Annotated in this window: 2 protein-coding genes and 1 pseudogene; all 3 read left to right on the top strand. The window is 37.9% G+C overall.

Annotation, left to right across the window (positions count from 1 at the left end; genetic code table 11):
* Positions 1-193 precede the first annotated feature (193 nt).
* The gene (locus ADI58_RS05545; RefSeq protein ID WP_049521784.1) at positions 194-409 is read left to right on the top strand and encodes a hypothetical protein; all 216 of its coding nucleotides are present in this window, start codon (positions 194-196) and stop codon (positions 407-409) included.
* Positions 410-434: 25 nt separating this feature from the next.
* The gene (locus tag ADI58_RS11290; RefSeq protein ID WP_049521783.1) at positions 435-1196 is read left to right on the top strand and encodes a DUF6261 family protein; all 762 of its coding nucleotides are present in this window, start codon (positions 435-437) and stop codon (positions 1194-1196) included.
* Between the two features lie 143 nt (positions 1197-1339).
* Positions 1340-1544: pseudogene (locus ADI58_RS05535) on the top strand (SIR2 family protein); the annotation flags it as partial.

The raw sequence follows: 1544 nt of genomic DNA, 5'->3' as shown, positions 1-1544 counted from the left end.
TTACCGTACTCAAGTACAGCTTGCGGCTAGCTTCCTAGTTTGCTCTTTGATTTTTATTGAGTATTATTTTGAACTGTCTGATTTGTCCTGAAAAGTACATTTTAGATGGAAATAATGACAGTTGAGCGGATGGGGGTTAAAATGGTTTTGGAAACTGTTAGAATGGATGTATCAACTTAAAGGAGAAAAATTGATGAAGAAAGTTAAAGATGATGAGGAGAGTGTACTATGGTCACTTCCTGTAATTGGAATTGTATTGTTGTTCTATGTATTGATTCAAGTTTATGTAGGAAAGGATAGACCTTTGATTCAACCTGATAGACAAGGAAGCATTGTAAAAACAGATCAAAAACAGGTCTATCTTCCAGAACTAATCCAGTCTTTGTTTGATAAAGAAGATAATAAATGATTCGTTAGATAGAAAGGATATCATTATGACAAAAACATACGCTATTCGCCCGCTTAGTTACAGTAACTTTACCAATCGTGAGTTTGAAAGCCTGATGATGGATACTCATCAAAGTTTGGCAACTTTTTCTAAGGCAAACAAGGATGAGGCTATGTATGCCAAACATTTGGAACCCTTCAAGACCAAGCTGGATGATTTTCAAGCTCAACTTGCGGCGGTGGAGACGAAAGAGTCTAGTAATCTGACAGAAGTCGATCGCAATCGTGACAGTGCCTTGGTCGGTCTCTTTACCCTTCATAGAGGATTTGCTAAGATTAAGGATACCAAGCTCAAGGAAGCACATGAAACTCTGAAACCAGTCTTTGCTAAGTATAAGGACATCACCAAGCACAGTAATGATGTGGAGACAGCAGAAATCAAGAGCCTGCTCAAAACCCTTAGTGAAACACCCTATCATGAGGCAGTTACCAGTCTAGGACTGACACCCATGCTGACGGCAGTTGTCAACGCTCAAGAGGAATATGACCAAGTAGAAAGTAAGGCGCGTGCTTCTAAGTCTGCCAAGGAAGTTGGCAAGACCAGACAACTCCGTACTGAACTTTCAACTAGCTACGACCTCTTTATGCGCTATACCGCAGCCAGTGCAGAAGCCTACCCTGAAAAGGAACACTTGACTCAACTCCTCAAGGAACTCAATAGCATCCGAGACAGCAAGCGACGTCTCATCACTAGTAGCAAGAAAGATAAAAAGACCAAACCAGTAGAACCAGCCCAAGCAGCAGGATAAAGACAACCCCTTAGAAGCGGATTTCTAAGGGGGATTTTTGTGGTTTCGTGGTATAATTTTAGTAGAAAGTAATATTAGACTACATTTTGCATTGAAAATGGATATTTATATTTTATCGTCAGCTAATAAAAGGAAAAATTATTATGGAGAATTTAAATTTTAAAGTGGAACAATTCAAAAAGAATATACTTACTAAGAAACTGAATATTTTAATTGGCTCGGGTGTATCTTATCCATCAATACCTTTAATGAGTCACTTTGCTAAGGATGAAAATGGTATAATTGTCTCTAAAGATATAGCGAATAAAAATTTAGAAAAACATATATTGAAAGTTAGTTCTTTTTTAC

The sequence above is a fragment of the Streptococcus mitis genome (genome assembly GCF_001074635.1).
GTDB lineage: Bacteria > Bacillota > Bacilli > Lactobacillales > Streptococcaceae > Streptococcus > Streptococcus mitis_E.
This window is presented reverse-complemented; position numbering and strand designations above follow the sequence as displayed.